Source organism: Streptomyces sp. NPDC086080, assembly GCF_044540255.1.
In the GTDB taxonomy this organism is placed as follows: Bacteria; Actinomycetota; Actinomycetes; order Streptomycetales; family Streptomycetaceae; genus Streptomyces.
In genome coordinates this window covers 25,554-49,714 of record NZ_JBITRU010000044.1, presented here as the reverse complement: position 1 = coordinate 49,714, position 24,161 = coordinate 25,554, and the positions used below count along the sequence as shown (strand labels likewise).

The 24,161-nt window shown below is 68.8% G+C and carries 15 protein-coding genes; 10 read left to right on the top strand and 5 right to left on the bottom strand.

Annotation, left to right across the window (positions count from 1 at the left end):
• Positions 1 to 200: 200 nt before the first annotated feature.
• Together ACIF9R_RS33980 and ACIF9R_RS33975 are read right to left on the bottom strand one after the other, a co-directional pair.
• Positions 201 to 476: a DUF5988 family protein gene (locus ACIF9R_RS33980; protein WP_399986276.1), complete on the bottom strand. Its 276-nt coding sequence runs from the start codon at positions 474 to 476 to the stop codon at positions 201 to 203.
• A gap of 435 nt (positions 477 to 911) precedes the next feature.
• On the bottom strand, positions 912 to 1,265 hold the full coding sequence (locus ACIF9R_RS33975; protein ID WP_399986275.1) for an ArsR/SmtB family transcription factor: 354 nt from the start codon (positions 1,263 to 1,265) through the stop codon (positions 912 to 914).
• Positions 1,266 to 1,344: 79 nt separating this feature from the next.
• Here ACIF9R_RS33975 and ACIF9R_RS33970 point away from each other — a divergent pair, with 79 nt between their 5' ends.
• The gene (locus tag ACIF9R_RS33970) at positions 1,345 to 2,130 is read left to right on the top strand and encodes an SDR family oxidoreductase (RefSeq protein WP_399986274.1); all 786 of its coding nucleotides are present in this window, start codon (positions 1,345 to 1,347) and stop codon (positions 2,128 to 2,130) included.
• Between the two features lie 64 nt (positions 2,131 to 2,194).
• Here the strand turns inward: ACIF9R_RS33970 and ACIF9R_RS33965 are convergent, their stop codons facing one another.
• Positions 2,195 to 3,676, bottom strand: a complete 1,482-nt coding sequence (locus tag ACIF9R_RS33965) for an FAD-dependent oxidoreductase (RefSeq protein ID WP_399986273.1) — start codon at positions 3,674 to 3,676, stop codon at positions 2,195 to 2,197.
• Positions 3,677 to 4,377: 701 nt separating this feature from the next.
• Here ACIF9R_RS33965 and ACIF9R_RS33960 point away from each other — a divergent pair.
• The 4 genes from ACIF9R_RS33960 to aepY all read left to right on the top strand — a co-directional run bounded on the left by ACIF9R_RS33960 (position 4,378) and on the right by aepY (position 14,350).
• Entirely contained in the window at positions 4,378 to 11,406 is a 7,029-nt protein-coding gene (locus ACIF9R_RS33960; RefSeq protein WP_399986272.1) for an SDR family NAD(P)-dependent oxidoreductase, read from the top strand.
• Positions 11,407 to 11,432: 26 nt separating this feature from the next.
• On the top strand, positions 11,433 to 12,473 hold the full coding sequence (locus ACIF9R_RS33955; protein ID WP_399986271.1) for a ketoacyl-ACP synthase III family protein: 1,041 nt from the start codon (positions 11,433 to 11,435) through the stop codon (positions 12,471 to 12,473).
• 105 nt (positions 12,474 to 12,578) lie between these two features.
• Positions 12,579 to 13,250, top strand: coding sequence for a DedA family protein (locus ACIF9R_RS33950; RefSeq protein ID WP_399986270.1), 672 nt, complete (start codon positions 12,579 to 12,581; stop codon positions 13,248 to 13,250).
• On the top strand, positions 13,247 to 14,350 hold the full coding sequence (aepY, locus tag ACIF9R_RS33945) for a phosphonopyruvate decarboxylase (protein WP_399986269.1): 1,104 nt from the start codon (positions 13,247 to 13,249) through the stop codon (positions 14,348 to 14,350). Before ACIF9R_RS33950 ends, aepY begins: the two co-directional genes overlap by 4 nt.
• Before the next feature lie 70 nt (positions 14,351 to 14,420).
• Here the strand turns inward: aepY and ACIF9R_RS33940 are convergent, their stop codons facing one another.
• Entirely contained in the window at positions 14,421 to 14,822 is a 402-nt protein-coding gene (locus ACIF9R_RS33940; protein WP_399986268.1) for an ArsR/SmtB family transcription factor, read from the bottom strand.
• Positions 14,823 to 14,935: 113 nt separating this feature from the next.
• A complete protein-coding gene (locus ACIF9R_RS33935; protein ID WP_399986267.1) occupies positions 14,936 to 16,501 on the bottom strand; it encodes an MFS transporter in 1,566 nt (521 codons plus the stop codon).
• Positions 16,502 to 17,253: 752 nt separating this feature from the next.
• Here ACIF9R_RS33935 and ACIF9R_RS33930 point away from each other — a divergent pair.
• From ACIF9R_RS33930 to ACIF9R_RS33910, 5 genes are all read left to right on the top strand, one after another.
• Positions 17,254 to 17,976: a hypothetical protein gene (locus tag ACIF9R_RS33930; protein WP_399986266.1), complete on the top strand. Its 723-nt coding sequence runs from the start codon at positions 17,254 to 17,256 to the stop codon at positions 17,974 to 17,976.
• A 113-nt stretch (positions 17,977 to 18,089) separates the two neighbouring features.
• Positions 18,090 to 20,609: a molybdopterin-dependent oxidoreductase gene (locus ACIF9R_RS33925; protein WP_399986265.1), complete on the top strand. Its 2,520-nt coding sequence runs from the start codon at positions 18,090 to 18,092 to the stop codon at positions 20,607 to 20,609.
• A gap of 56 nt (positions 20,610 to 20,665) precedes the next feature.
• Entirely contained in the window at positions 20,666 to 21,988 is a 1,323-nt protein-coding gene (gene aroA, locus ACIF9R_RS33920; RefSeq protein ID WP_399986264.1) for a 3-phosphoshikimate 1-carboxyvinyltransferase, read from the top strand.
• Positions 21,985 to 23,520: a 2,3-bisphosphoglycerate-independent phosphoglycerate mutase gene (gpmI, locus tag ACIF9R_RS33915; protein ID WP_399986263.1), complete on the top strand. Its 1,536-nt coding sequence runs from the start codon at positions 21,985 to 21,987 to the stop codon at positions 23,518 to 23,520. The genes aroA and gpmI overlap by 4 nt, the downstream gene beginning before the upstream one ends.
• Positions 23,517 to 23,870 carry a hypothetical protein gene (locus ACIF9R_RS33910; RefSeq protein WP_399986262.1) on the top strand — a complete coding sequence of 118 codons (354 nt, stop codon included), beginning with the start codon at positions 23,517 to 23,519 and terminating at the stop codon, positions 23,868 to 23,870. The genes gpmI and ACIF9R_RS33910 overlap by 4 nt, the downstream gene beginning before the upstream one ends.
• The last annotated feature ends 291 nt before the right edge of the window (positions 23,871 to 24,161 follow it).

Sequence of the window (24,161 nt, the reverse complement as noted above, 5' to 3'; positions counted from 1 at the left end):
TCCCAGCCCTCGAGAGCCTCCGGCCCGTAGACCGGCTCGATGGGCAGTCCACTCTCGGTGGTCCGGGCACTGCCCGACTCGCGCGCCATGGTGTGGAGAGGCCTTTCGTTGAGCGTCAGGTTGTAAAGGAGGCCGGCGGGGCCGCCCGAGGGCGGGGACCGCCGCCGCAGGTCCGCCACGCTTGTGATGCGGTGAACCGCCTACTCGGCCATGTAAGTCCGGTATATCCAGCCGTAGACACGCAGGGAACGACCGTCGACGTGTCGCACTTCGGTGGTTGCCTCGAAATGCTCGAAGCGGTTCTCAACCTGCAACTTGACCCGCTCCGCGAAGTGTTCGACCCGGTGCGCCCGCAGATCCTCAGGGATGTCCTTCCCGCCTGCCAGGAAGATGTTGGGCTCCGCGGGGCGGCTGCCGTTGCTCCGCAAGATGTGGTTGGGGTGGGCCTGAGCAGTGGTGAGGATGGTGCTGGTCATGTGCGAGTCCTCTCACGCAGGGGCGATGTGAACAGGCGAACCGACGGAGACGGGGAGACGCGGCCAGAGTGGCGACGTGCCGGTGATCAGTGGGGCGGAGGTCCCGTGCGCATCGATGCGCCAGATGGATGACGCGGCGGCTATGGCAACGCTACAAGGGACCATCACGACTTCGCTATATCGACTGTTGCCGAATCAAGAATCAGCTTGGCGTCGATCTACGGCAGGTGTCAACCACTTCCCGGAACTCGGGAAGGTCGAATCCCTCGGAGGGCAGGTGCGGGGGATGCCCGCACGGCGTTGGGGACACGCCGAAGCGCCGCCACGCATCATACGAGCGCGGCTCAGCGGCAAGCCGTGGGGCACGCCTCGGGTTCGTGCGGCGCGGCGGGGCTCAGCCACACACGACAGGGCTCGCCGGCACCGGGAGGCACTTCAGTCGCGAGCGGCGAGGAATCCGGACAGTGCGGAAAGGACTGCGGGAGCGACCCGGTAATAGACCCAGGTGCCACGCCGCTCGGACAGCAGCAGGCCCGCTTCACGGAGCTTCTTCAAGTGGTGGCTGACCGTGGGCTGGGAGACTCCGACATCGGCGATGTCGCACACACAGGCTTCCCGGTCGGGGTGGGAGGCGACTTTGGAGAACAAGCGCAGCCTCACCGGGTCTCCCAGCGCCTTGAACATGGCGGCGGTGACTTCCGCTTCCTCGTCGGTCAGCTCACGGTCCGTGAGAGACGGACAACAGGGCGGGGCGGAGGCGGCGGCCGCCATCTGCGCTAGCTTCGACATGCATCTATGTTGACACCAGTTCCACCTCCTGCCAAGATCGCTTGATTAGATATGTATCTAATCATTAGCTGGGGGAAGCATGACAGACGTGCGCACCGCCAATACGAATGGGCCTGTGCGGACGGCCGTCGTCACGGGAGCCAGCAGCGGGATCGGTGCGGCAACCGCACGAGCACTGGCTCGCGACGGTTTCGAGGTCGTCCTGACCGCACGCCGGACCGATCGTCTGGAGTCCGTCGCGAAAGAGATCAGGAACGAGGGCGGAGCGGCTCGGGTCGCCCCCTTGGACGTAACCGATCGAGAGGCGGTCCTCGCCTTCGCCGAGCAGTTGCCGGCGTGTGACGTACTGGTCAACAACGCGGGCGGCGCTTACGGAACGGAGCACATCGAGAACGCCGATCCCGGCGACTGGCGGTCGATGTACGAGGTGAACGTCGTCGGGGCACTGCACGTGACCCAGGCGCTGCTGCCGAGCCTGAAGGCGTCCGGCGACGGAGTGGTGGTCGTCATCTCCTCGACGGCCTCGTTCACCTGCTACGAGGGCGGTGGCGGCTACAGTGCCGCCAAGCACAGTGCCCACGTACTGGCCGAGACGTTGCGGCTGGAGGTGTGCGGGGAGCCGCTGCGGGTGATCGAGATCGCGCCGGGAATGGTGCACACCGAGGAGTTCTCCCTCAACCGCTACCGCGGGGACCTGAGCAGGGCCGACGCCGTGTACGCCGGCGTCCCCGATCCGCTGGTCGCCGAGGACGTCGCCGACACGGTGACATGGGCGGTGACCCGACCGCCTCATGTGAACATCGACCTCCTGGTGGTGCGGCCCAGGGCTCAGGCGGCGCAGCACAAGGTGCACCGCGCCTCCTGACACCGGACCGTCGACGACGCGGTTGTCCCTCCCGGATCGGGAGGGACAACCGCGTTGTCGGTGCTCAGCAGCCGGGCGCGCCGGGCCGGTCGAACATCTCGGCAGCATAGGCGGCGAGTTGCAGGGCGTCAGTGTGGTCGATGCCGAGTTCTGTGGCAGCGGACAGCACGGCCTCCGAGGCGGTGGCTGACGTGCCCAGGTGCTTGGCCGTGACGTGAAGGAGCTGCTCGTGCTGGTCCTTGGTCAGGCCCAGACGCAGGGCGATTGCCTCCCCGCCGGCGGTCACCGAGCAGACCCCGGTCTCGGGCAGTTGCAGTTCGACCGACTGGGCGGCTTCCATGTCGCCGGCGAGGGCAGCGGCGATGGAGCGGACCTGCTCGTAGCCGGTGAGCATGAGGAAGGTCGGGGCGCGGCCGTAGCTCTTCATGCCGACGGCGTAGTAGCCCGGCTCGGGATGAGTGAGTTCGCGATAGCCGTGCGGGGTAACGGTCCCGCAGGAGTGCTGGTTGGGGTCGATGAGCGGAGCGAGGGCGCGGGACGCGGACATGATCGGGTCGAGTTCCAGACGGAGCTCCTCGGCGATGTGGTAGTCGGGCCGGAAGCCGGTGGCCGCGACGATCCGGTCGGCGGTGAGGACTCGCTCGGTGCCGTCCGGGCCTCGGGAGATGAGTTCGACCTGGTCGCGGGTGGGATCGTCACCCAGCAAACGGATGCCATGCGTACGGAAGTTGGCGGCGAGAGTGACGCGGCCGGTGTCCACGAGCATCTTCAGGCCAGAGCCGATGGCGCCGCGGGCAGGTAGCTCGTCGTCGCTGCCGCCGCCGAAAGATGCGGACGGGTCGGCGCCACGGATGGCCCAGGCAATGGTGGTACCCGGCGCGCTGTCGGCCAGTTCGGCCAGCGCGAGCAGGGTGTTGGCTGCCGAATGACCGGCGCCGACGACGACGGTGCGGCGGCCGGCGTGCTGGTCGCGGTCGGCTCCCAAGACGTCGGGCAGGCCGTGGTTGATCCAGGCGGCGGCCTCCTTCTCTCCCCGGGCGGGCAGGCCGTTGGCTCCGACGTGGTTGGGCTGGCGCCAGGTGCCGGAGGCGTCGATGACGGCGCGGGCGAGCAGTTCCTCGCCGTCGGCCAGGCGCAGGACGAAGGGGGCCGATTCCCGGCCGGCGGTACGCAGACGGTCGATGCCCAGACGGCTGATGGCGGTGACCTCGGCGCCGTAGCGGATGTGAGGCGCCAGCGCGGGCGACTCGGCCAGCGGCTGGAGGTACTGCTTGACGAGGTCTCCGCCAGTGGGCAGAGCAGAGGCGTCGGGCTCGTCCCATCCGGCGGCCGCGAGCAGGCGGCGTGCGGCGGGGTCGGTGTTGAACTCCCAGGGGCTGAAGAGCTGGATGTGGGACCAGGCTCGAACGGCCGTCGCCGCGGCGTCACCGGCTTCCACGACGACGAAGGGGACGCTGCGTTCGGCCAGGTGCGCTGCCGCAGCCAGGCCCACGGGGCCGGCTCCGATCACGGCGACAGGGAGGCGGTCGGGGCTGAGGTCAACCACGGTGCGGTGTCCTTTCACGAAGGGCGGGGAGGCAGTCACAGGCATTTCGCACGGGCCGGGCGAGAAGGTACTGGCGTCTTCGCTGCCGTCCGCCTGCACGTGCTGCGCGGCGCGCTGCTCTGCCCGCTGCCGTAATTCAGCGATCGCGGCACAGCAGGAGCCGGTCCGGTCGACACCAGCGGGGTCGGCGGGGTCACTCATCGGGATCGGCTCCTGTCGCGGCGGCTCGGACGGTGACGCGGGAGCGAGCGCATCACGACCGCCTATATAGACAAACAACGAATCAAGCTTCCAGCCTTGCCCCTCCTTCAATGAATGTCAACTAGAGGCCATCCCTTCACCGACTGTGACGAGCGTCACTCCGCGCCGCGTTGCGCGGACGCCGCACGTCGGGTCAATCTCGATACATGTCGAAACAGCGGGGATAACGGCGCAGGGATCATCCATCCAGTGCCACCACGACATCGGGGAACAGCGGCTGTGCCGATAGCCGCACCCGGCCCGTGAACGGTCAGTGCACTCGCCCCGCACATGACCGCTCAGCCAGCGGAGCCGGCTCTTTCCCGCCCCACTCACGTGTTTGTCCCGGTGTGCGCGCCCGCCACCGGGCCGGTCCTGCTGCCGGTCCGCCGCGCCCATGCCACAGCTTCTTCCGTGCTGCTTCACCAGTGAACGGCTTTGCCATGCCCGGAAGGACATTCATGCCTCACGACTCCACCCGCGCGGCTGAGACCGCAAGTGAACCGATCGCCATCATCGGCATGGCGGGACGGTTCGCCGACGCCACCAGCCCTGAACAGCTCTGGGACATGCTGCTCCAGGGCGGCGACGCCATCGCGGACATCCCGCCCGAGCGCTACGACATAGACGCCGTCTACGACCCCACGCCCCGCACACCCGGCCGCACGGTGAGTCGGTGGGGCGGCCTGCTCCGTGACATTGACGCCTTCGACGCGGAATTCTTCGGCATCTCCCCTCGCGAGGCCGACCGCATGGACCCCCAGCAGCGGCTGCTGCTCGAAGTCGCCTACGAAGCACTTGAGGACGCGGGCCAGCCCCTCCCCCGCATCGCCGGCACCGACACGGGCGTGTTCATCGGCCAACTGGGCAATGACTACTGGCACATGCAGTACGACGACCGCGATCAGCTCGACCTGTACGCCATGACCGGTGCCGCCTCCCGCGCCATCACCTCCGGCCGCCTGTCCTACGCCTTCGACCTGCGTGGCCCCAGCTTCACTGTCGACACCGCCTGCTCCTCCGCGCTCGTGGCCGTACACAACGCCGTGCAGGCAATCCGACTCGGCGAGTGCCCCCTGGCGATCGCCGGCGGCGTCAACCTCGTCCTGCTGCCGGAAGAGGGCGTCGTCTTCTCCGGCGCCGGCATGCTCGCCTCCGACGGCCGCTGCAAGTTCGCCGACGCCTCCGGGGACGGCTTCGTGCGCAGCGACGGCGTCGGTGCGGTGATCCTCAAGCCGCTGTCGGCCGCTCTGGCCGATGGTGACCGCATCCGGGCCGTCATCCGCGGCTCCGCCGTCGGCAACGACGGCCAGAGCAGCGGCTACCTGGTCACCCCCGCCGTCGAGGGCCAGCGCGACGTACTGCGCCGCGCCTACGCCAACGCGGGTGTGGACCCGGCCGACATCGACTACATCGAGGCCCACGGCACCGGCACCAGCGTCGGTGACCCGGTCGAGCTGCAGGCCCTGGCCGACATCATCGGGCACCGCCCGCCCGACCGGCGCTGTCTGGTCGGCTCGGTGAAGACCAACATCGGCCACGCCGAAGCAGCTGCCGGCATCGCCGGACTCATCAAGGCCGTGCTGTGCCTGGAGAACAAGACGGTTCCTCCGAGTCTCCACCTGAAGAACCCCAACCCGGCCGTCGGCTGGGACCACCTGCCGCTGACGGTTCCCACCCAGGCCACACCGATGCCCGAGGGGGACCGGCCCGCCATCGCCGGAGTGTCCAGCTTCGGCTTCTCCGGCACCAACGCCCACCTCGTCCTCGAAGCCGCTCCCGAGCCGTCCGCTCCCGCTTCCGCCTCCGGCGCGCAGACGCCGGCCGTTCGCAGCGAGCTGCTGGTGTTGTCCGCCCTCACTCCCGAAGCCCTCACCGACGCCGCCCGTGCCATGGCCGACCACCTCGACGGTCCCGGCGCTCAGCAGTCCTTGCGCGACATCGCCCATTCCTCGGCACTGCGGCGTACCACTCACGACGCCCGGCTCGCGCTGCCCGTCGACAGCCACGCCGAAGCCTCTGCCGCCTTGCAGGGCTTCGCCGATGGGGAGAGTGAACCCGGCCTGTCCTTCAGCGACTACACCGACTCCGAAGCGGCGCCGAGGATCGCGTTCGTCTTTCCCGGCCAGGGCTCGCAGTGGCCGGGTATGGGCCGCGAACTCCTGGCGGCAGAACCGGTCTTCCGCCAGGCCATGCAGGCATGTGACGACGCCATCAGGACCGAGACCGGCTGGTCGGTCATCGAACTGCTGCACTCCGCGGACGAGGAGCGGCTCAAGCAGCTCGACATCATCCAGCCCACCCTGTGGGCCATGGAGATCGCTCTGGCCGAACTGTGGCGGTCCTGGGGCATCGAGCCGGACGTGGTCATCGGGCACAGCATGGGCGAGTCCGCCGCCGCCTACATCTCCGGAGCGCTGTCGCTCTCCGATGCCTCAGCGGTCATCTGCCGCCGCAGCCGGCTGGCCAAACGCCTCTCCGGGCTCGGCACCATGGCCTGGGTCGCCCTGCCCGCCGACGAGGCCGCAGCCGCACTGGCCGGTCACGAGGACACCGTGGCGGTGGCTGCTATCAACAGCCCCACCTCCACTCTGCTGTCCGGCGATGTCGACGCCCTCGGCCAGGTGCTGGCCACACTCGACGCCCGCGGCGTCGACAACCGCAGGGTCAACGTCGACTTCGCCTCACACTGCCCGCAGATGGACGCCCTGCGCGAGGACCTGCTCACCGAGTTGTCCCATCTCGCCCCGCGAGCGGGCCGCATCCCGCTCCACTCCACCCTGCTCAACGAAGTGATCGACGGCTCCGGAATGGACGCCGACTACTGGGTGCGCAACATCCGCCAGCCGGTCGACTTCGTCGGCGCGGTCCGCGGCCAGTTCGACCTCGGCAACACGGTGTTCATCGAAGTCAGCCCCCACCCGCTGCTCGTGTCCGGTATCCGCGAGACCAGCCGCCTGGCCACCGGCACGGACACCACCGCAGTCGGCAGTCTGCGCCGTCACTCCGACGAGCGCAGCGCCCTGCTCACCTCGGCCGCGGCCTTGCACACAGCCGGCGCCGGTCTCGACCTCGGCACGTTGACCGCAGGGGGCCGCTACGTGCCCCTGCCGTCCTACCCGTGGCAGCGCACCCGCCACTGGATCAGCCGTACTCCCACTCCTGCAGCGCCCGCCGTCGCGGTGACTGCCGAACCGGAACCGTCCCGGCAACCGGCGCATCCGCTGCTGGGCCGGTCGGTCCGCGGCGAGGGCACCACCCGCGTCTGGCAGGGCCCTCTGCGTCTGGCCGACAACCCCTACCTGCGCGACCACTGCATCCAGGACACGATCATCCTGCCGGGCACCGCCCATCTCGAACTGATCGCCGCTGCCGCGCGCACCGAGTTGGACTCCGGCGCGCTGTCGGTGAGCGACGTGCACTACCATCGCGCCCTCTTCCTGGACGAGGACGGGCCGGCACCCGAGGTCCAGGTCACCCTCACCCCACGCCCGAACGGCTCCCTGCACTGCCGTATCCACAGCCGGGACGCCGACACCAGTGACTGGATCCTGCACACCGAAGCCACTGCCCGTGCCCTGCCCGGCGGCATTCCCCAACCCGACGAGCCGCTCCAGGCGATCCGCGCCCGCCTGCCGCAGCACCAGGACGCCGGCGACTTCTACCCGTGGAACGCAGCCCGCGGGAACCAGTGGAACGGCACCTTCCAAGGCATCACCGAACTGTGGCGCACGGACGGCGAGGTCCTCTCTCAGCTGGCTTGCCCGGCCGCGCTCGTGGACAGCCTTGCGCGCTACCACTTCCATCCGGCGCTCCTCGATGCGAGCGGCCACGCCATGGCTGCGGCCCGCCCGCTGACCGTTCCCGGTGAGGAAGGCGTCTTCGTCCTCGGGGGCATTGACGAAATCCGCTTCTACCAGCAGCCGCCCGCCTCTTTGTTCAGCCACGCCAGGCTGCTGCCCTCCCCGCGCGAGGACTCCTTCGTCGCCGACATCGACATCCGTGCCGACGACGGCCGCCTGATCGCCGAGATGCGTGGCCTGCGCCTGCAGTACCTGGCCGGCCACGCCCCCGCTCTGCTCAACCCCCACACCGAGGACACCGTGACACCACCCCGTATGGCTGACACACCGGCCCCCGCCGGAAGCGACGACCTCGACACCTGGCTGCACACGCTCACCTGGGACGAGGCCCCCCTGACCGTTCCCGTCACGGCCACCACCCATCGGGACGGTTTCTGGCTGGTGCTGACCGACAGTGGGCCGACCGGGCGAGCCGTGGTGCGAGAGCTGACCGACCGCGGACAGCGCGTGGTGGCCGTCACCGCCGGCGCGGGCCACCTTGCCGGAGGCGGGGACCGCTATCGCATCGACCCGTCAAAGGAAGATCACTTCGTACAACTCCTGGGCGATGTCGCCCGCTACGGCGCCTGTCACGGCATCATTCACCTCTGGGCCCTGGACGCCCAGGTCAGCCTGGACGCCACGCCCACCGAGATCCGCCGGGCCCAATTGCTGGCCGGGCACAGCGTCTTGTACCTGGCTCGGGCTCTGGAGAAGGAGCCGCTCGACCATCCGCCACTGTGGCTGGTCACCCAGCTCGCCCAGGCCGCCGGTACGGCAGAGCGGGTACGCCATCCCGTTCAGGCCGTGCTGTGGGGGCTGGGCCGCACACTGGCAGCCGAATCCCCCGCGCTGTCCCCGCGCATGGTCGACCTCGACCGGTCGGCGGCCAGCGTTGCCGCCCTGGCGGAACTGCTACAGCACGCAGACTCCGAAGACCAGATGGCTCTGCGAGATGGAAGGCGCCTGGCAGCCCGTCTGTGCCCGTCGGCCGCCGACCGCTTGTCGCAGGCGCTGTCCCTGCCCTCGCCCGGCGTCATCGACGATCTGCGTCTGACCGATACGCCTTCGCGTGCCCTCGCCGCTGACGAGGTCCGTATCCAGGTCAGCCACGCCGGTGTCAACTACCGCGATGTGCTGATGAGTCTGGGCATGTACCCCGGGCAGGACGACAAGCCGCCGGTCATGGGCTGGGAGTGTGTCGGCACGGTCAGTGAGACCGGCAGTGCCGTCACCGACGTCGCGGTGGGCGATGAGGTCATTGCCATCGCCGAGGGTTCACTGGCCTCCGAGGTCGTCGCCCGTGCCTGCCTCACCGCGCCCAAGCCGGCCAGGCTGACCGCGGCCGAGGCCGTGACACTGCCCGCCGCCTATCTCACCGCCTACTACGCGCTGCACGAGATGGCCGGCCTGGAGCGCGGCCAGAAGATCCTCATCCACACCGCCACCGGCGGCACCGGCCGTGCCGCACTGAACGTCGCCCGCTGGAAGGGAGCCCGTGTCTTCGCCACCGCCGGCAGTGACGCCAAGCGCGAGCTGCTGACCGAGCTCGGTGTCGAAGAGGTAGCCGACTCCCGCAGCCTTGCCTTCGCCGATGCTTTCAAACCGGCCGTCGGCGAGGAGGGTTTCGACGTTGTCGTCAACACCCTGACCGGTGAGGCGATCGAAGCGAATCTGTCGCTGATGGCCCCGTACGGGCACTACGTGGAACTCAGCAAGCGCGACATCCTCGACGACAACTCGCTGCCGCTGGGCGCCTTCTCCCGCAATCTGTCCTTCCACGCCATCGACGTCGTGCACATGGTCCAGCACGTTCCCGCGCGTGCGGGAGCGCTGCTGCGGGCCGCCGTCGCCCTGGTCGACAAGGGTGTTTTGGAGGCGCTTCCGCACACGGTGTACCCGGCCGAAAAGGCCGCAGATGCCTTCCGCCTGATGGCCCAAGCCCGCCACACCGGCAAGATCGTGTTGTCTTTCGGCCGGCCGCCCACTGCGGCAACCGGTCCGCGCGGCCGGGCTGTGACCGTGCACGCCGACGGCACCTACCTGATCACCGGTGGTGCGGGCGGGATCGGTGGCCAACTGGCGTTGTGGCTGGCCGACCAAGGAGCCCGGCACCTTGTGCTCACCGGCCGCAGCACACTGCCGGAGGATGATGCGGCACTGGACGGGAACCATCCGCAGACCGACGCCGTCGCCGTACTCAGGCAGCTGCGCGACCGCGGAGTGCATGTGACGTATCAGGCCGTCGATGTGGCCGATACCCAGGCCATGCGGGCCATGCTCACGTCCCGTCGCCGCGCGGGCCGGCCGCCCGTTCGCGGTGTCTTCCACGCCGCCGGGATCATCGATTACACCCCGTTGAGTGACATGACCGCCGCCGAGATGGACCGAGTGCTGGCGGCCAAGGTCTCCGGCGCATGGAACCTGCACCGGCTGTTGCACGAAGACTCGGTGGAGGCGTTCGTACTGTTCTCCTCCGGCTCCGCCCTGCTCAGCTCCCCCATGCTGGGCGGGTACGCGGCAGGAAACGCCTTCCTCGACGCGCTGGCTCACCACCGGCACGCTCAGGGGCTGCCTGCCACCGTCGTCAACTGGGGATTCTGGGACAGCGTCGGCATGGTGGCTCGCAGGGAGCAGCAGGAAGACCGCACCCTGCTGCCGCAGGGCATGAGCTCCTTCAGCCCGGCCGACGGATTGACGCTACTGGGCAGGATCCTGGCGGAAGGCCGGGTGCACACCGCAGTGCTGCCGACCGACTGGCCCGTCTGGGCCCGCGCGTATCCGAGTGCCTCGACAGCCCCGCTGTTGCAGCACCTGACTGGCGGCGACCGGTCGACGCCGCATGCACCGGCTCATGAGGAGGCGAGCGTCGAGCCTCTCGCGCCGTCGCAGGTCGCCGAGCCCACGGTTCCGAGCCCGGTCACGCCCGCGCCAGTTCCCACGCCGGTCACCCCTGCGGCCGCCCCCGCGGCCCGGCCTGCTCCGCAGGCCCCGGTCTCCGGGCACACGGCACCCAGCGGCGAGCTGCTCGACTTCCTCAAGCAGGAGGTCGCCGTGGTGATGGGACTGCGCCCCGAACGCGTCAACACCAACCGGCCGCTCAACCGGCTCGGCATGGACTCCCTCATGGCCGTCGAACTGCGCAACCGCATCGAACGCCGCTACCAGGTCAAGCTGCCCATGGTCCAGCTCCTCAAGGACGGCACCATCACCACCGTCGCACAAGCCCTGGCCGCCGAACTGAACTCCGCAGACGCCTCGGCGGGCACCACTCCGCCGGCGACGGCTGACACACCTGCGGAAGCTGCTGCCACACCGGCCCCCGAACCCGCCGTCCCAGCCGCCCCCGCGGCCCGGCCTGCTCCGCAGGCCCCGGTCTCCGGGCACACGGCACCCAGCGGCGAGCTGCTCGACTTCCTCAAGCAGGAGGTCGCCGTGGTGATGGGACTGCGCCCCGAACGCGTCAACACCAACCGGCCGCTCAACCGGCTCGGCATGGACTCCCTCATGGCCGTCGAACTGCGCAACCGCATCGAACGCCGCTACCAGGTCAAGCTGCCCATGGTCCAGCTCCTCAAGGACGGCACCATCACCACCGTCGCACAAGCCCTGGCCGCCGAACTGAACTCCGCAGACGCCTCGGCCTGACCGAGCGAGTGACGAGGACCGACTTCATGAAGACCACCGACATTCGCATCGCCGGTCTGGGCACGTACATCCCCGAGATCGTCGACGCCCGCAAAGCCGTCGCGCTGGGCCTGTACGACGCGGACGAGTACGAGTTCTACGGCTGGACCGGCGCCGCGGTCGCCGGCGACATGCCCGCTCCGGACATGGCGATCGCCGCCGCCCGGCAGGCCATGGACCGCTCCGCGCTGCACCCGCACGACATCGACTTCCACATCCACGCCTGCGGCCACGAGCAGGGGCCCGAGGGCTGGTCGCCACAGCACTACATTCTGCGGCACCTGACCGACCGCGACGTGCCCTCCTTCCGTGTCTGGCAGGCCTGCAGCGGCCTGATCGGCTCATTGGAGCTGGCCGCCTGCTACCTCAAGGCCGTGCCCGAACGCAACGCCGCTCTGCTCACCGGCTCCGACAATGTCGGTACCCCCAGCTTCAACCGGTGGGCCTTCGGCATCCAGAACGGTGTCGTCGGTGACGGAGGCAGCGCGATCCTGCTGTCGAAGTCCGACGGTTTCGCGAGCCTGCTGTCCATCAACACCGCTTCCACCGCCGAAGTGGAGGAGCAGTACCGCGGGACCGAGCCGCTCTTCCCGCCGTCGCTGACGGTCGGCCGCGACATCGACTTCAAGGAGCGTCTGGCCGCCGCCGGCGGGCTGGAGGAGACCGTCGCCGAGGTCGTGCGCCGTCAGGGCGAGCTGCGCACGGAGATAGCACTCCGCACCCTGGCCGAGGCCGGTCTGGAACCGGGCGACGTCACCCGTGTCTGCCACGTCTTCACCGGCCAGGAGAGCTATCTGAAGGTCATCCTGGACCCCATGGGGCTCTCCGCCGAACAGGGCCTGCTCGACTTCGGCCGCAACCTCGGCCATATGACGGTCAACGATCAGATCGTAGGTCTGACGCACCTCGTGGAGACCGGGCAGGTCGGTCCCGGTGACCACGTCCTGATCGTCGCCCACGGGGGCGGGGTGTCGATCACTTGCGCCGTCGTACGTATTGACGAGCGGCCCGACTGGGCCGCCGCCTGATCACCCCGCGCCCGTCTGCCGGCCCCGTTACGGGGCCGGCAGACGGCATCCGCTCACTCGCGCCGTCATCCAGGGGGGCCCGTGCAAAACCTCGCCTCATCGCCCTTGCTCGACGCCGAAGCTCTCATATCCGGTTTCGGGCTGCTGGGCATCATGGCCACCGTCTTCGCCGAATCCGGCCTCATCGTCTGCTTCTTCCTGCCCGGCGACTCGCTGCTGTTCACGGCGGGGCTTCTCGTGGCCAACGACCAGTTCCTCCACCAGCCCTTGTGGCTGGTCATGCTCGCCATCGCCGTGGCCGCCGTCCTGGGCGACCAGTTCGGCTATGCCTTCGGCCGGAAAGTGGGGGGCGCCCTCTTCCGTCGCCCCAACTCCCGCTTCTTCAAACAGGAACACGCTGAACGGGCTCAGCAGTTCATGCTCAAGCACGGTCCCAAGGCCCTGGTGATGGCCCGTTTCATCCCCGTCTTCCGCACTTTCATCCCCATCACCGCAGGCGTCGGACGCATGGCCTACCGCACGTTCTTCCTGTTCAACCTGATCGGTGCGGTCCTGTGGTCGGTCAGCCTGACCCTGGTCGGCCATTACCTCGGGCAGATCGCCTTCGTCCGCGACAACATCGAAGCCATCGTCATCGGTATCGTCCTCGTCTCCGGTATCCCCATCATCGTCGAGGGTGTCAAGATGCGCCGCCGCGCCCGCAGTTCCCCGGCCGCAGTCCAGGAGACGGCCGCCGCACGGCTCACCACCTCTGAAACGGAGCTGCCCCGTCCATGATTTCCGCTCAAGACTTCTGCGACCTGCTGGCCGACCGCGGCTTCACCTTCGCCAGCGGTGTTCCCTGCTCCCACTTCGGCGGTCCGATCGCGCACCTGAGCAACCAGCCGGGCCGGTACGTGCCCGCCCCGAACGAGGGCAGCGCGCTGTCGGTGGCCGCCGGTGCTGCCCTTGGCGGGCAACGCGCCTACGTCATGCTGCAGAACTCCGGGCTGGGCAACCTCATCAATCCGCTCACCTCATTGGTGATGACCTATCAGTTGCCGATCCTGACCTTCACCAGTCTGCGCGGCTGGCCCGACCCGGCCACGGACGAGCCCCAGCACGCGGTGATGGGGCCGGCGACGCCTGGGCTCCTCGACAGCGTCGACACCCCGCACCACACCCTGTACGCGCAGGACGGGGTGGAGGAATTCTCCACGGTCCTGGAAAAGGCGGGGAAGGACCTGGCCGAGCAGCGTGCGCCCTTCGTGCTGGTCGAGCGTGGCGCCATCGGCAAGGCCACCGCAGCCAACGACCCTCATACCGACGGTCTGCCGGCCGCGGAGGCCATCCGACTCGTCACCGCGGCCGCACCGCGGGCGGCTGTCGTCGCCACCACCGGTTTCACCGGTCGTGACACGTTCGCTGTGGCGGATGGACCCGCAACCTTCTACATGCAGGGGTCCATGGGCCATGCCTCCTCCATCGGCCTCGGCGTGGCACTGACGCATCCGGAGCGGACCGTGGTGGTCCTGGACGGGGACGGCGCGCTGCTGATGCACCTGGGCGCGCTATCCATGATCGGGAGTGAGGCACCCGCCAATCTGATCCACGTAGTGCTCGACAACCGGGTACACGAGTCGACGGGCGGGCAGGCAACGACGTCGGCGACCACCTCGTTCCCCGACATGGCGATGGCCGCCGGCTACGCCGGCGCGATCGTCTGTGACCACGCAGACGCTGTGCAAGCGGCGATGGTGCGGGCCCAGGCCGCTTCCGGCCCACACCTGATCTGCATCAAGACGCTGCCCCGCACGGGCGCGATCCCGCCGCGCGCGACCAACGCACTCAGCACTCTGGACATTCGAGACCGCTTTCAGAGCAACCTGCGGCAGTAACGCGCTCCACCCCGAAGGGGCCGGTGCTTCCCTCTGAAGCGGGAAGCACCGGCCCCTTCGGGGTGAGCGGTCAGGCCCCTTGGACAGCAGTGGGCTGGTCAGCCTCCGTCTGGAGGCAGGCCGCCACCGTTTCGGGATCCATGGCGGCCAGACTGGCGAACATGCGCAGCGGCTCGGCCAAGGTCTGGCAGCACATCACGTACTGATTGCTACGGCCCTTGGGGATCGCCTCGACGAGGTTCTGCTCCCGCAGCGGGGCCAGATGATGACTGACCAGGGTCTGACTCAGGCCAGTGGCCTCCTGCAATTCCTTGACGGTACGAGGGCGTTGGGCGATCAGCAGGATCAGTGTCAGCCGGGTCTCGTCTGCCAGGGCCCGAAGCTTGGGCGCCAGCATCTGCGCCCGTTCGCGTTCACTCAGCCACTGGGCGGGATCGCTGACCGCCACCCTGAGCTTCGATGGCCGGGCCATCGCCACCTCCCTCTCACCAGCGGGCCGGGCGTCCGGCCCGGCCGGCCCGATCCTGACCTGCGGGGCGGACCGGGTTATCGAGTCGATCCTATGCACTGTCCGCTCCCGGGGCTTCAGGTGGCGGCAGGGGCGTCGGCGCTGTCGCTGTGAGCGGCGGCTTCGGACTTCACGGAACCATCGTCTCCGGTGACGCGGGAACGAGGCATGATGAACGCGGCTGCCACGGCACCGGATGCGGCAACGCCGACGGCGATCAGCAGCGTGGTGGCGAATCCACCGACGAACGACTGCTGCGCGGCATCCAGGACACGCCGGCCGGCGGCGCCACCGAGCTGCTGGGCCACCGCGGTCGCGCCTGCCAAGGATTCGTGTACCGCTTGCCCGGCCTCGCCGGGCAGTTGAGCTGCCTGGGGCAGGTCGTCGCGGTACAGCGTGGCGATCACGCTGCCGCTGATGGCGATGCCGAGCGCGCCTCCGACCTGCATACCCACATCCGCCACCGCAGAACCGGCTCCCGCCTGACGGGCGGCGGAGACCACCAGGATGGAATCCACGGCAGCCGGCAGGGCGATGCCCATCCCGAAACCGAACACGGCCAGCCCGATGAGCGCCTGCGTCTCGTCGTCGACGGTGAGCCCGGCCAGGATGCCCATTCCCGCAGCGCACAGCAGCAGGCCGAGCACCACTGTGGCTTTCAGCCCTGTGCGCTCCACCAGCTTCGCCGACAAAGGGGCCCCCACCATCATCGTGCCGATGGCGAGCATGCGCAGGCCCGCGCCCAGCGGGTCCAGTTCGAGCACCGACTGCAGGTACTGGGTGAGCAGGTACAGGCCGCTGTAAAGGCCGAAGGAGGTACAGGCGATGGCCAGGGCACCGCCGCCGTAGCGGCCATTGAGGAACAGGCCGACGTCGAGCATCGGATGGGCGGTCTTCCGCTCCCATACGACGAAGGCGACCATCAGGACTACGCCGAGGAAGAGGGAGCCGAGGGTGATGACGTCACCCCAGCCGTTGTGCGGAGCCTCGACCAGGCCGTAGACGATGGCGACCAGTCCGGCCACCGACAGAAGGGCGCCGACAAGATCCAGTCCGGGGTGCCCCTCCGCCTTCGATTCGGGGATCAGCTTGGCTCCGCCGATCAAGGCGATGGCCGCCAGGGGCACGTTGATGAGGAACATCGAGCCCCACCAGAAGTGCTCCAGCAGCATGCCACTGACGAGCGGGCCGAGCGGCACGCCGACGGCGGCCGCGCCCGACCAGATGCCGATCGCTTTGCCCTGCTCCTCGCGCGGAAAGACGTCCTTGATGATGGCGAGGGTGGCGGGCATCATCAGCGCGGCCGAGATACCCATGAGGGCACGGAAGGTGATCAGCATTTCGGCGTTGGAGGCGAACGCGGCACCGAGACTGGTCAGCGCGAAGGCGCCCAACCCGACGGAGAGCAGCCTCTTGCGGCCGAACCGGTCCGACAGGCCGCCGGCCATGAGCAGCAGTCCGCCGAAGGCCAGGGCGTAGGAGTCGACCATCCACTGCAGTTGGCTGCTGGTGGCGTCCAGGTCCTTCTGGATGCTGGGCAGCGCCAGGTTCAGGATGAGGGTGTCCAGACCGATCAGCACCAGGCTCAGGCACAGGATGCTCAGGATCTGCCATCGGCGGGGATGGCCGGCAGAGGGGTTCACTTGCTTCTCCTCGAAGGCAACAGGTTGGCGCCCCGTAGGGCGGCCGGGGCCGGCCCGCCCACGGGGGAATGAAGGGCAGCCCGGACACCAGCCAGGCCAAACTAAACAGCATTGACCGTTATCAACAGCCTTCACTGTTGATAACGGCCGACTTTGCGTGCCGGATCCGGCCATCTCCCCAAACCCCCCACAATGCACCTCTCACTGAGCCCAGTTGCCGTGCCGGCGTGCGCAAAGACACACGCGACAACCCGATGGCCGGCCAGCCGGCCCTCCGCCGCCGGCCCTGCCGGCCAGGGCGCCGATCCCGACGACGCGGCTGGTGAGGCCGAGGTCGGATCATTGCTCGCCCTCTCCCGGGGCGACCGAGCTCCTCGGTGCAGATGTGGCGCGATCATTTCCAGTCCGCTCAAGCAACCCTCGAATACTTAGACCGCCATCGATAGATTGAGCGGGAAGCAGCACGGGGGTTCTGCAGAGGGGCTCCCGCACGGGGTGCATCGGGGGCTGGAAGACATGCGTACATCCGGTAGGCAACGACTCGCAGTCACACCTCCGCCGGAGCGGCGGTAGCACCCCTCACTTCTCTGTCCCGGGATCCGTGCGTGGCGGCACGGTCCTGACATCACCTCAGACAGCACCACTTCCGCGCCGGCGGAGCGCTCGGCACGCGCTCTGCCGGGCCCACAAGGCTGGGACCGTCACTGGCGATGGCAGTTCCACACCTTCCTGAAACAGTTGAAGGGAAAACGATGTCAGTCTCTGCTCAGCCACGCCTTGCCCTGGTGGGAGACCGCGGCAATCACGACGAGCCGTCCCACCCGAAGATCGACGCGATGCGTGAGCAGTGGGACCTGACCACCGAGTGGATACCGACCACCGAGATACACGACGCCTCCCGTCTGGACGGCTTCGACGGCATATGGGTGGTGCCGGGAGCGCCGTACTTCAACCAGAAGGGCGTGCACATCGCCGTACGACATGCACGGGAGAACCAGCTGCCGTTCCTGGGCACCTGCGGCGGCTTCTTCAGCGCCCTGATCGAGCACGCCCAGAACGTGCTGCACCTGCCGGAGGCAGACGGTATCGATGAGGACCCCGAGAAGCTGATGCCCCTCGTGACACCGCTGAAGTGCTCCTTCCGGGGGGAGAAGGCTCCTTTGAAGGTCAAGGAGGACTCCCGGCTCGCCACCATCTACGGCACGACCGAGGTCGAAGAGATCTTCCACTGCGACTACGGGTTGACCGACACCTTCATGAACGCCGCCAATCAGGGCTCGCTGCAGCTCAGTGCCTGGGACAGCGACGGCGCACCGCGCGCACTGGAGATCACCGGCCATCCGTTCTTCATGGGCAGTCTCTTCCAGCCTGAACTGTCGTCCGCGCCGGGAGCCGAACACAAGATCCTCAGGGCGTTCCTGGCCTCCGTACGCACCAGGGCCGAAGCCGGCTCACTGCCGACACCCACGCACTGACCACCACCACAACACATCTGCTTGTCACAAGGTCGTGCGGCGTGCCCGCACGGCCCGGGCACCGCCATGCCCGCCTCGTTCCCCACACCAGGCGGAAGGATCACCACGTCTCCATGAAGCACGATCAGCACGGCCTGTCCCGACGGGGCTTCGTCCGCGGCAGCGTCATCGGCGGCGCCGGCCTCGGAACGCCGGTTCTGCTTCCGGTGGTCTCCGCACACGCCGCGGAACCCGGCGCAACGAGCGGGACATCCGGGCCCGTGGGCCGAACAGGCACGGACTTCACCGACCAGTCCGCTGCCCTGACCCCTGACAAGACCGTCGCCACAGCCTGCCAGTTCTGCAACTCCAACTGCCGACTCAACGTCGATCTCAAAGCGGGCCGGGTACTGGCCGTGCGCGGCGAGGACCACGACCCCGTCCAGCAGGGACAGGTGTGCGTCAAGGCCGAGCTGATGCCTCAGCTCGTCTACAACGCCGAGCGACTGACCCGTCCACTGCGCCGTGTCTCCGGCGCTAAGGGCTCGCCCCACTCCACGTTCGAGGCCGTGAGCTGGGAAGAGGCCCTGCGCACCATCGCGAGGAAGTTCCTGGCACTGCGCGATGCCGGACAGGCGCACACCATCGCCAACCGCACCACCGGCCGCATGCCCCGCGGCACCGGATCGCTCGTGGCCCGCTTGTTCACGATGCTGGGCAGCCCCAACAACGCCGACGTCGGCCCGGTCTGCAACGACGCCGGCGGCAACGCCCTGGCGACGACCTTCGGTCTGGGGAACTTCACCAATGGGTACGGGACCGACGGGTCGACGGGCAAGGACGACCTCGGCTCAGCCCGCCACTACCTGTTCCTGGGCACCAACCAGGCCGAGACCCACCCGGTGACCTTCGACTACCTGCTGCGCGGCCGCGAGAAGACCAAGGCCACCCTGACCGTCGTCGACCCGCGTCTGACTCCGACCGGAGCTGTGGCCGACCGGTGGGTGGCGCCCAAGCCGCACACCGACCTCGCGCTGCTTCTGGCCATGCTCCACCACATCGTGGAGGAGGGGCTGTACGACAAGGCCTTCGTCAAGCGGTGGGTGGTCGGCTTCGACGAGCTGCGCGCCCATCTGGCCAAGCACCAGTACACCCCCGCATGGGCGGCGAAGGTCACTGGTCTCAAGGCCGGCGTCATCACCGGGATGGCCGTGGAGTACGCGACGGCGAAGCCGGCGGCGATCTTCTGCAACGCCGGGATCTCCCACCAGCTCGGTGCCTTCGACACCTACCGGGTCGCCACCTTCCTGGCCGCGGTCACCGGCAACATCGGGCAGCCGGGCGGCGGCTGCAACTTCATGCACAACACCTGGCCCGGCGACCTCCACCTGCCGCCGCTGAAGGCCGAGGTGCCCGAGCGGCGCGAAGCCCTGCCGGTCGGCCCGGACTACTTCGCCGAGTCCATCCTGACGAACAACCCCTACCGGCTGCGCGCGGTGATGACCCAGGGCAACCCGCTGGTGTCCTCCGCGAACACGACCAAGGTCAAGAAAGCCTTCGAGCAGCTCGACTTCTACGTCTACACCGGCCTTTTCATGGAAGAGGCCGCGTACTACGCCGACATCATCCTGCCGGTCTGCAGCGGGCTGGAGATGGACGGCGTCTACATGCGCCGCGACGACCGGGCCATCCGCTGGCAGGACCAGGTCGTCGACCGGGTCGGCGAGTCCCGGCCGGACTGGGAGATCTGGATCGGCCTGGCCCACGCCCTGGCGGAGCTGGACACCCGCCGGCCCGGCGCCGAATGGCGTGAGGCGTTCCCCGAGCGGTGGATGGACTACAAGAACCTGTGGGACGACTTCGTCACCCACACCCCCGGCATGGGCGGCATGACCCGCACGCGGATGCGCAAGCGGACCGAGCCGCTGCGCTGGCCGTGCCCCACCACCGACCACCCCGGCATGAGCACCCTCTACCTGGATCACCCCAGCTGGTACCAGGCCGCCGAGTCGCTGAACCCTGCCCACCGGGGCAAACGCTTCCTCACCCCCAGCGGCAAGGTGGAGATCACCACCTCGGAGCTGGAGAAGAAGCTGGCCGTCACCGGTCACAGCGCCCTGCCGATCTTCTACACGCATCCCGAGGTCACCGGGAAGAACCCGACCCTCGCCTACAGCAGGAAGTTCGTCACCAACCCCATCAACCCCCAGGCCGTCACCCATCCGGTACGACTGGGGGTGCCCGGCAGCGACGCGGTGCACCGCGACTTCCCGCTGATGGGCATGACCGGCCGGCCCAGTGTCGTCCACTTCGCCGAAGTCACCCACTGGACACCGACGGGCAAGCAGCTCAACGGCATCCGCTTCATCCAGATCCATCCCGACACGGCTCGCCGCCTGGGCATCGCCGACCGCGACGACGTCCGCGTCGAAAGCCCTCGCGGATCAGTGACCGGCACGGCTCTGCTGTGGGAGGGGATCAGAACGGACACCGTGTTCGTCCCCAACACGTTCGGCCCTGCACAGAAGCTGGGCGACCTCTTCGACGACCCACGCTACGAGGCGGCCAACACCCTCCCTGACGACCGCTTCTACGACAACCTCTCCGGCCAGCAGGCCTTCAAGTGCTTCGCCTGCCGGGTCGGCAAAGCCTGAACCCCTCACCGGCCGCAAGCACCCACCACCCGTCCCCCCTTCGCTGGAGGCACCGCATGTCCGCCACGCCCGACCCGCGCCTCGAGGCCGAGTCCCTCACCGTCCGGACACTGGCCGGTTTCGACGAGACCGTCCGCGTCCTGGGCTCCAAGAGCTACACCAACCGCTACCTGGCCATCGCCTCCCTGTCCGGGCAGGAAACCGTCATCGACAACGCGCTGCTGTCGGACGACACGGTCTACCTCGCCCGCGCCATCGAGGCGTTCGGCCACGTCACCTGCGACATCGACCACGCCACTGCTCGTATACGCGTCACCCCCACGGGCAAGGCGATGCGCGCCCCGAGCGAGGAGATCTTCGTCGGCGGTGCGGGCACCCCGCTGCGGTTCCTGATCTCCATGGCCGGGCACGCCGAAGGCACCACGGTCATCACCGGCAACGCCCGCATGCAGGAACGTCCCATGGGAGACCTGCTCAAGGCCCTGCCCGCGCTCGGTGTGGACGCCACCGCGGTGCGCGGCAACGGCAGCCCGCCCATCCGTGTGATCGGCGGCTCCTTCAAGGGCGGCGCCACATCCATCAGCGGCGCCGTATCCAGTCAGTTCACCTCCAGCCTCATCATCAACGCACTGCGCGCCCAGACCGACACCGAGATCACCATCAGCGACGAGCTGATCTCCAAGCCGTACGTGGAGATGACGCTCGCCGCGCTCAAGGAGATGGGCGTCAGCGTCGACCGGGACGAATACCGCAGTTTCACCGTCCCGGCCGGGCAGCAGGCCCGCGGCGGACAGGTGACGGTCGAGCCGGACGCCTCCGGCATGTCCTACTTCCTGGCCGCCGCCGCCATCCTGCAGTCGCGGGTCGTCATCCCGGGCATCGGCACCGATTCCCACCAGGGAGACGTCCACCTCGTCCGAGCCCTGGAACGGATGGGCTGCCGCACCGAGGTCACCGACGACTCGATCACCCTGACCGGCGGGCCCCTGCACGGCATCGACATCGACATGGAGGCCATGCCCGACGTCGTGCCCTCCCTGGCGATCGCCGCCGCCTACGCCGAGGGCACCACCCGCATCACCAACATCGCCTCCCTGCGCGTCAAGGAGTGCGACCGCATCGCCGCCGTCACCACCGAGCTGCGCAAGATGGGCATCGACGTCGAGGAACACGCGGACGCGATGTACATCACCGGCGGCACCCCGCACGGCGCGGTCATCGACACCTACGACGACCATCGCATCGCCATGACCTTCGCCATCGGCGGCCTGCGCACCGAAGGCGTGGTCATCAAGGACCCCGGCTGCGTCGCCAAGTCCTTCCCCACCTTCTGGCAGACCCTCGACACCCTGCACCCCACCCTGGAGAGCACCAAGTGAGCACACCTGAACCGGTGCTCGCCGGCCCGGGCGTCCTCCTGGTCCTCGACGGCTGGGGCCACGCCGATGCGGCCGACGACAACGCCCTGACGCTGGCCCACACCCCTGTCCTGGACGACCTGGTCGCCCGTCACCCGAGCACCCTGGCCGAGGCCTCCGGCGAAGCGGTCGGCCTGCTTCCCGGCACGGTCGGCAACTCCGAGATCGGCCACATGGTCATCGGGGCCGGACGGCCCCTGCCCTACGACAGCCTGCTGGTCCAGCAGGCCATCGACAGCGGTTCCCTGCGCACGCATCCACGACTGGGCGCCCTGTTGGAGAAGACCGCCGCGGCCGCGGGCGCGCTGCACCTGATCGGTCTGTGCTCGGACGGCCAGATCCACGCCCACGTCGAGCACCTCGGCGAACTGCTGGCCGTCGCAGCCGCACACCAGGTGCAGCGCGTGTTCATCCATGCGATCACCGACGGCCGCGATGTCGCCGACCACACCGGCGAGACCTACCTGACGCGGGTGACCGAGCTGACCGCCCGGACCGGTGCGGGACGGATCGCCACCATCATCGGTCGCGGCTACGCGATGGACAAGGCCGGCAAGCTCGATCTGACCGAACAGGCGGTCGCCCTGGTCGCCGACGGGCACGGCACGTCCACCGACAGTATCCACACAGCGGTCGGCGCCAGTGAGCGCGGCGACGAATGGGTTCCCGCCACCGTGCTCACGCCTGCGGGAGACGCCAGGATCGCCGACGGGGACACGGTGCTGTGGTTCAACTTCCGCAGCGACCGCATCCAGCAGTTCGCCGACCGCCTCAGTGAGCACCTGACGGCCACCGGTCGCTCGGTGGACATGGTCAGCCTGGCCCAGTACGACACCCGCACCGCCATACCCGCTCTCGTGGAGCGCGCGGACGCCTCCGGCGGCCTCGCCGACGAGCTCGCCGCGGCGGGGTTGCGCAGTGTCCGCATCGCCGAGGCGGAGAAATTCGAGCACGTCACGTACTACATCAACGGCCGTGACGCGACGGAGCGCAGCGGAGAAGAACACGTGCGCATCACCGGTGACGGAGAGGCGGACTACGTCGCCCGTCCCCGGATGAATCTCGACCGCGTCACCGCGGCCGTGGTCGAAGCCGCCGCCCGCACGGACGTCGATCTGGTCATCGCCAACCTGGCCAACATCGACGTGGTCGGACACACGGGCAACCTCGCCGCCACCGTCACCGCCTGCGAGGCCACCGACGCCGCGATGGAGCAGATCCTGCGAGCGGCCCGCGACGGTCGCCGGTGGGTGCTCGCCGTCGGCGACCACGGCAATGCCGAACATATGACCAAGCAGGCACCGGACGGCACCGTGCGGTCCTACGGCGGACACACCACCAACCCCGTCCCACTGGTGGTCGTCCCCAACAGGAGCGACACGCCGGCACCCGCACTGCCGGAGAGGGCCACGCTGGCCGATGTGGCCCCCACCGTCCTGCACCTTCTGGGACACAAACCCGGATCCGCCATGACAGGAAGGCCCCTGCTGTGACTACCCTCGCACCCGCCCAGGCCCTGTGGCACGGGGCTCCCGCTCTGTCCCGTTGTCTGGACAGGCCCCACATCGCGGCCGCCTTCGCCGAGGACGCCCTGGTCCGCAGGCTGGACGCCGACGGCATCGAGGGTGTGCTGCACGAGCCCGCCGACCGCTCGCGCGTGGTGCTGGGCCTGCACAACCCGTCCCCGGCAGAGGCTCGGATCAACCTCAGCACCCTGCTGCCCGAACGCGCCGACCGCACCTGGCACTTCCTCAGCGGCTCCATGCACACCAGCCACGCAGCCGACGGTACGTACGTCCATCTGGACGCGTCCGGCACCGTCTGGCTCACCGCGGCCTCGTAGAGACCGCCACAGACCGGGCCACGGCGCCCGGTCGCCTGCGTCCGTGTGCCGACGGGTGTGAACCGCCGGCACCGCTCGCCAGATCCACCGCAGCCTGCGCGGGCAGCCGCTCTTCACGAAGAGTCGTCCCGCGTCTCTTTCAGGGCACCGCCAACCCCGAAGGACCTGACATGTGCATATCTCCACTCTTCTCGGCACCGGCTGTCGCCGCTGCCTCGACCTGCCTGCCCGGTCCGCTCCGCACGACCGGCAGCACAACCGACCGGGATGTGCCTCTCTCCCGGCCGGCCC

Excerpts from the sequence above, each read along its gene's own strand:
- ACIF9R_RS33940 (WP_399986268.1), bottom strand. The coding sequence starts at position 14,822 with ATGGCCCGGCCATCGAAGCTCAGGGTGGCGGTCAGCGATCCCGCCCAG.
- ACIF9R_RS33975 (WP_399986275.1), bottom strand. The coding sequence starts at position 1,265 with ATGTCGAAGCTAGCGCAGATGGCGGCCGCCGCCTCCGCCCCGCCCTGT.
- ACIF9R_RS33925 (WP_399986265.1), top strand. The coding sequence starts at position 18,090 with ATGAAGCACGATCAGCACGGCCTGTCCCGACGGGGCTTCGTCCGCGGC.
- ACIF9R_RS33930 (WP_399986266.1), top strand. The coding sequence starts at position 17,254 with ATGTCAGTCTCTGCTCAGCCACGCCTTGCCCTGGTGGGAGACCGCGGC.
- ACIF9R_RS33955 (WP_399986271.1), top strand. The coding sequence starts at position 11,433 with ATGAAGACCACCGACATTCGCATCGCCGGTCTGGGCACGTACATCCCC.
- ACIF9R_RS33970 (WP_399986274.1), top strand. The coding sequence starts at position 1,345 with ATGACAGACGTGCGCACCGCCAATACGAATGGGCCTGTGCGGACGGCC.
- ACIF9R_RS33980 (WP_399986276.1), bottom strand. The coding sequence starts at position 476 with ATGACCAGCACCATCCTCACCACTGCTCAGGCCCACCCCAACCACATC.
- ACIF9R_RS33960 (WP_399986272.1), top strand. The coding sequence starts at position 4,378 with ATGCCTCACGACTCCACCCGCGCGGCTGAGACCGCAAGTGAACCGATC.
- aroA (WP_399986264.1), top strand. The coding sequence starts at position 20,666 with ATGTCCGCCACGCCCGACCCGCGCCTCGAGGCCGAGTCCCTCACCGTC.
- aepY (WP_399986269.1), top strand. The coding sequence starts at position 13,247 with ATGATTTCCGCTCAAGACTTCTGCGACCTGCTGGCCGACCGCGGCTTC.